The organism is Borreliella kurtenbachii (genome assembly GCF_030437945.2).
Lineage (GTDB): Bacteria > Spirochaetota > Spirochaetia > Borreliales > Borreliaceae > Borreliella > Borreliella carolinensis.
Genome location: NZ_CP179509.1, coordinates 24,731 through 30,789, shown reverse-complemented (window position 1 = coordinate 30,789; position 6,059 = coordinate 24,731). Strand labels below are relative to the sequence as shown.

The window sequence follows — 6,059 nt, the reverse complement described above, 5'->3', positions numbered from 1 at the left end:
TTACAAAAATCTTTGATTGCCAAAGTGAACACTTCTCTCTCTATATCCTAAAGACAACATCAAATATGCTGCAGATATTGCATCAAGAGCGTCATCATGGGTTTTGTTATCTCCTTTATACGAATAAATATCATTAAATACAGAAGAGCTACTGTATTTCGTAATGTAAAGTTTATTGTAAGTAAACGGCGTAATTAACGTTGTTATTCTGCTAAATTTATTAGATTTTGGCTTAACCGGGACAATTCTAAAATATTGACTCATATTATTTCTTAGCAACATGTATTCACGAGTCAATCCACCAGCACCTTTTGTATTGTCTCTATCCTCTAAATAAAGTGTATGTACATTAAAATTCTCTAAAACGGTCTTTACCATATTCATAATATAAGGGTCATTGGCTGGTCGTTGGTCTTGAAATACAAAAGCATAATACTTGTCATCAACCCGCTCCATAACACATAATGCAGTGTTATCCCCGCCAACACTAAATGCTGGGTCTAAATATGCTATCGGGCTAGTAAATACATAATCATTAGTAATATTTATTTGTGTAAAAATTGAATCAGTGCTTGCTATCCATTCACCTAGCAAAACTCTTGCTTTATATGATGGTATATCTTTATATAGCTTTTCTTGTGTTTCGATAAATCCTTTGCTGAGCAGAACATTATCATAAGTCGTAAAATTATATGTCTTAAAAGTTGCTATATTATCAATATAATCAGTTTTGAAATAGTGTTCTGGATGATCGGGATTAGTATCAAAAATAATAGTTTCTTGCCCGCACCTTAGTCTTTTTAAGACTTCCTCTAACGTTTGCTTGTGTAAAGTTGTAGCCTCATTCACAAAAATAAGTGCTGAATTGCTACCCCTAAATCTTTCAAAATCACTTGCCTTATCCCCTCCGTATAGATTAATTCGCAGTGAATCAATCAGAATATATGAATTATTTGTATGTCTTGGAATATAAGGAATTTTAAGCAGTTTGCATAGCTTTTCAAATTGCCCCAAAACATTAACTTCAACTGAGCGTTGTGAATTCCCAATAATGAAATTATTCGTATCGCTAGAATATAACTTTTTGTTTTCAATTAAACTTTTGAGGAAAAGATAACACGCAAGATACGTTTTGCCGCTAGCTATACCGCCGCTGAGTATAATCTTTTTTTCATTATTCTTTTGAATGCTTTTTATCACATTTTTTTGTTTTAAAGTTAACTGTTTTTCTTCAAACTTAGCAAAATTAATTGAAGAATTTGTTAGCTTTACAAATTGTGATATATCAACTCCATATTTATTTTTGTATTCCTTTTGTAGTGTTGTAAAAAGTTTTGTTTGATATAAGTTCACTTGTGTCCTTTACTATTTTTATAGTTGCTTTTGCTTTCAGCTTCATGGGCAGTTGTAAGTTTTTTCACACATTCATAGTAAAGCTCCATTTCTCTTATTGAGCACTCCTTTACATATTCATCAAGCTCACTTTTTAAAGAATTAATTTCTCCATTAACAATTTTCTTACTTTTTTTACTGTTTGCTTTATTTAAAGCATCAATTTCGGCTCTTAAATTTTCTATTTTAGTATGCATGCTAGCTAGCTCAACACTAGAATATCGCTTAAATGCATATATAAACCCTAATTCTAAATTGGCCCGCTCTAAATCTAATTCGCTTCTAACTTTCCTAGCGTTAACTTCTGATTTAAAGGTTTGCGACAAAAGGCGTTCAAAAGTATCTTCACTAATTGTTACTCTAGAGCCCTCGTTAACAACACTTTCTCCACTTCCCCATTTTTGTCTCATTCTCCACACATTTACTTTAGAAACCCCCAGTTTAGCTGCTATTTCTCCATCACTTAATGAACCCTCGCGAAAATACGCAACATAATCATCAAAAGACCTTTTGGCTCTTTTCAAAGAAATTCTCCTAAATTAACAAAATTAACAATTTGTTACTCTAAATAGTAAAGCAATTTATTAATTGTTAACATAAACTGTAAATTTCTTTATACCTATTAACTCTTGATCTATATTTCAAATGTTCATTAAATTTAAATACGTAAAAATATAATTTACTTATATTAAATGATTTTAGATAAGTATGTTTTATTTTAAAAAGGAGCGAAAAATCATGTCAAAAGCTGTTGACGAAATATATTGCCATTCTTGTGGCAAAACAATTAAAAAAGATGCTGAAATTTGTATTTCTTGCGGGGTCAAAAATAAACAGGCTGAAAACTACAATAAACTTGTAGTATTTTTACTATGCTTATTTCTTGGTTACTTAGGAGTTCACAGATTTTATGTAGGGAAAATAGGAACTGGTATGTTATACCTATTTACATTTGGATTTTTATATATTGGTGCTTTAATCGATCTCATTAGAATAGCAACAAATAAGTTTGAATGTAAATAAAAAAACAAGACTATCAATTAGTCTTGTTCATCATAATTTATGTTTTTAATACCATTTTTTACTCTTGTTTATCTGCAGGTTCTTTAAACTTTTCTTCTAATTCTTTATTTCTTAATTCTTTTTCTTCAATCCTATTTTTCAACATATTTATTTCTAATTTCTTTTCTTCAATTGAATTCTTTATATCTTGAAGTATTAAGTTCAGAGCTTCTAATGAATCAACCTCGGATTTTAGGTTATTATATCTATTATAGTCAACTTCATAAGATATTATGCTATATTGACAGTTTTCAATATCCTCTTTCCAAATTTCAACTAAATTTTTATTCTCTTCAATCATATTATCATCTTCTAATTTATAGAATTCAGACCTAAATTTAACAATTAAAGCTTCATCATCTAAATCTTTATTCTCTATTTCATATAACATTTTTATTCCATTTGTATATCTTTCAATATTAGCCTTATATCTTTCAATATTAGCCTTATATCTTTCAATATTAGAGTTTTTCCATTCAATTAATTTATACTTAATATTGGGAAAAGCTGCCTCTATTGCATCAATATAAACTTTATGGTGCTTAATACTATTGTCTTTTAGCTGAATATAGCTTTTTCTTGAAAAACTAACTTCTTTTTTTTCATTTGTTAATCTTATAATTTCATCTTGATGAAATTGATAAACATTAGGCGCCCGACTTCTTTTATGGCCTTCTTTAACAAAAAAATTTAAATTTTGGGTTTCTTCCTCGATTTCTTTTTCTAATCTTTTGATTTTATATTGGAATTTATCTCTATAATATTCAATTTGACTTTTAAATTCTTTTATAGAAGATCTAATTTTATTTTCATTTGCTAATTGATCTCTTTTTTCTCTTTCCAATATCTCTCTTTCTTCTATTTCTATTTTTTTATTATTAGCATATTCAAAATCATTAAATGAATGCTCCATGCCTGTTGAAAATTTATCAAAATCTTTTTCGTAATGTACATTACAACCAATTAATATAAATAAAAACAAAAAATTAAAATTAAAACTATTCATTGTGCCCTTTTATAATTAATAAATAACAACTTTTAAAAAGTTACATTTTAACCAAATACTTAAGCAATGTTAATATAAATAGAAAAACAAGCCCGGTTATAATTTTTATTTTTATAATTTATACTTTCAAAACCACTTCTTTTATTTTTTAACATTTTTTGACTCTTCTTCAATGCTTTTAAGCTCTTCTTCAATCTTTTCAAGTGAATCATCTATAACTTTGTTTGCTAATTCATCAGTATTACTATTGATATTACTTATGCTTAACCCTAAATTTTTAGCACACTGCCAAGCTTGAAATCCAATACTGCCTTTTCCTTTAACTTGCTGACCATAAGTTCCTCCAGTTGCAGTATCAACTTGTTCTTTAAATTCTTGAAATTTTTTCCTAACCTCTTCTAATTCTTTTTTCCTTTTCTCCATTTTATCCTTTAAAGTTTTTTCAAGGGTTTCTAATTCGTTTTTAAACTTTTCTTTATCTTTTTCATCTTTTAGTTTTTCTTCTAATTTTCCCTTTAATTCTTTTATTTTCTTTTCATACCCTGAATATGTTCTAATAGAAATATTCTTAGGATCTGCTTTATCTATTTTATCTTTTAATTCTTTTATTTCTTTTTCAATCTCCTCTTGTAATTCTTGATCATTTTTGTCAATCCCATTTTCTTTTGATTCTGAATCTTCAGCAACACCTTGAACCACCTGATCTTCACCTTGCCCCTGTGGCTCATCAGCTTGCACTAATTCTTCAGCTTTTGGTTTAACTTTTGCTTCTGGTTTTTCAAACCCTCCAAACAACTCTTCTTTTTTTGTATCTAAAAATCCCTCAACTTGTTCTTTTAAATTTTGTTTTAAATCTTCACCACTTGCGTAATTCTTGCAAGAACTTATCATCGCAAGAACTACACAAATAATAAACATTTTCTTACTCATAATACTCTCCATAAATCTCAATCATATCATAATACATAATAAATACAATTTTTCAAAGATTTAAATATATAATTTTGTTACATTCAGCTGTTACATATTAACAAAACGCAAATGTAATTTTAACCAACTCCCCAAAATCTCTCCATTGCAAATGTCCTGCTCATTACAAAAGACTATAAAACACATATGGCTTAAATTTCAGAGTCTTTGCTATATATTAGATAAAGTATGTAGTCTTTCTTATCCAACACCTCGAGAAATTGACACTTCTCTTTATTACAGCCATCCTACAGCCCAGATTTTGCATGCAATGAGAACACCCAAAATTTGACTAAAATTTTTCGTTTTTGGTACAATATAAATTACTTTTTTTATCTATTTTTATTACTTTTACTTAATTTAAAAGTAACACTTATAAGGAGAGGATTTTATGGACATGAATAATTATTTTAATTTAAATAATTTCGGCATTGATTCTATACTCAAACTATTACAAGATTATCAAAAAATAGTAAATGAAAACAAAATTCTTAAAAATTCACAAAAAATTTCTTCTAACCCTAAAAAAGAAACTTCAAAACCAACTCCTAAGTTTTATTTGACCCCAAAAGCTATCAAAATAATTGAAAAATGTGTCAAAACATTAAAACAAATTGACCCAATTTCTGGTTGGTTTTTACATCTACTCGCAATAAGTGGGTGCAGAGGTGCCGAACTGCAAAAAGTAAAAATGCAAGATATTATTCCCTTATTAAGTAAAACTGGAGAAATTTTTTACAATATAAAAGTAAATATCGCTAAAAAAAGAAATGTCACTTGTATTAGAGAAATTGTCATCAATTCCGAAGAGTTCCGGGCTATTCAAAAAGCCCACGAAAATTATTTTAATAGTAAAAATCTTGACTTACGACGTACTTATCTTTTCCAAAAAACCAAACATAAATTTAAAGACAATCAAATTAGTATTATCAATATTTCCAAAAAATTTAAAAATCTTCTCAAAAAATCGGGATTTCGCGCTAATAAATCGCTCCATTTATTTAGAAATTTGTTCATTTCATATTTAAAATCTAATGGTTATAATTCTTTCCAAATTAAAGAACTTATGAAATATCATTCAACTTCCGAAATTGATAATATCTACGGCCTCTCTGCTGCTAATAAAATTCACGCTTATAAATGCATGAAAAATAATCTTAAACTTTAAAAAAACTACTTTAGTTTAAATATACGCTTTGAAGTTACTTTAAATATTTTTCCACTTGGTTTTAAGTCAAGTGAATCATATAATATTTCTTTATTTTTTGTTGCTATAAAGTGATACCCATTAACCTTGTCGATTTTAACTTCACTTATTTCAAATTCATTGGCTGCACCCAAATAATTTAAAGATTCATATCTTACACTACTTCTAATTCCGTAGTAATTAAGTATCATACATGGATTTATAATAAAACAATTACTCTTGATGTAGCCAAGTCCTATAAATCTATAATATGCTGAATTTATCTCATAGGCATTAAATTCGCGTTTCTTAAATAGACTTGTATAGTAATGTAGACACAAAAAGTAACAGCCCCACCTTTGTATCTCTGGTCTTAAAGTTCTATTGTCTTGTTTTATTTTATTAATAAGCATTGATTTCCTCTCCTATATTAAATTATTTCTT

7 protein-coding genes are annotated in these 6,059 nt (G+C 27.9%); 2 read left to right on the top strand and 5 right to left on the bottom strand.

Annotation, left to right across the window (positions count from 1 at the left end; translation table 11 throughout):
- Together QIA22_RS05030 and QIA22_RS05025 are read right to left on the bottom strand one after the other, a co-directional pair.
- Positions 1–1,353 carry a PBSX family phage terminase large subunit gene (locus tag QIA22_RS05030; protein WP_418456818.1) on the bottom strand — a complete coding sequence of 451 codons (1,353 nt, stop codon included), beginning with the start codon at positions 1,351–1,353 and terminating at the stop codon, positions 1–3.
- A complete protein-coding gene (locus tag QIA22_RS05025) occupies positions 1,350–1,916 on the bottom strand; it encodes a DUF603 domain-containing protein (protein WP_367612067.1) in 567 nt (188 codons plus the stop codon). The genes QIA22_RS05030 and QIA22_RS05025 overlap by 4 nt, the downstream gene beginning before the upstream one ends.
- A gap of 214 nt (positions 1,917–2,130) precedes the next feature.
- On the opposite strand from QIA22_RS05025, the gene QIA22_RS05020 reads away from it, so the two are divergent.
- Positions 2,131–2,415 carry a TM2 domain-containing protein gene (locus QIA22_RS05020; protein ID WP_367612065.1) on the top strand — a complete coding sequence of 95 codons (285 nt, stop codon included), beginning with the start codon at positions 2,131–2,133 and terminating at the stop codon, positions 2,413–2,415.
- Positions 2,416–2,473: 58 nt separating this feature from the next.
- Here QIA22_RS05020 and QIA22_RS05015 read toward each other — a convergent pair whose 3' ends face one another.
- Positions 2,474–3,460, bottom strand: a complete 987-nt coding sequence (locus QIA22_RS05015) for a hypothetical protein (protein WP_367612063.1) — start codon at positions 3,458–3,460, stop codon at positions 2,474–2,476.
- A 141-nt stretch (positions 3,461–3,601) separates the two neighbouring features.
- Positions 3,602–4,390: a hypothetical protein gene (locus QIA22_RS05010; RefSeq protein WP_367612061.1), complete on the bottom strand. Its 789-nt coding sequence runs from the start codon at positions 4,388–4,390 to the stop codon at positions 3,602–3,604.
- A 430-nt stretch (positions 4,391–4,820) separates the two neighbouring features.
- Between QIA22_RS05010 and QIA22_RS05005 the strand changes: the two genes are divergently transcribed.
- Entirely contained in the window at positions 4,821–5,597 is a 777-nt protein-coding gene (locus QIA22_RS05005; RefSeq protein ID WP_367612059.1) for a tyrosine-type recombinase/integrase, read from the top strand.
- A gap of 5 nt (positions 5,598–5,602) precedes the next feature.
- On the opposite strand, the gene QIA22_RS05000 is transcribed toward QIA22_RS05005, so the two are convergent.
- Positions 5,603–6,028 carry a DUF261 domain-containing protein gene (locus tag QIA22_RS05000; protein ID WP_367612057.1) on the bottom strand — a complete coding sequence of 142 codons (426 nt, stop codon included), beginning with the start codon at positions 6,026–6,028 and terminating at the stop codon, positions 5,603–5,605.
- Between the last annotated feature and the right edge of the window lie 31 nt (positions 6,029–6,059).

Bases quoted from the DNA above. Each gene is read 5' to 3' on its own strand.
- QIA22_RS05020 (WP_367612065.1), top strand. From the start codon at position 2,131: ATGTCAAAAGCTGTTGACGAAATATATTGCCATTCTTGTGGCAAAACA.
- QIA22_RS05005 (WP_367612059.1), top strand. From the start codon at position 4,821: ATGGACATGAATAATTATTTTAATTTAAATAATTTCGGCATTGATTCT.
- QIA22_RS05015 (WP_367612063.1), bottom strand. From the start codon at position 3,460: ATGAATAGTTTTAATTTTAATTTTTTGTTTTTATTTATATTAATTGGT.
- QIA22_RS05010 (WP_367612061.1), bottom strand. From the start codon at position 4,390: ATGAGTAAGAAAATGTTTATTATTTGTGTAGTTCTTGCGATGATAAGT.
- QIA22_RS05000 (WP_367612057.1), bottom strand. From the start codon at position 6,028: ATGCTTATTAATAAAATAAAACAAGACAATAGAACTTTAAGACCAGAG.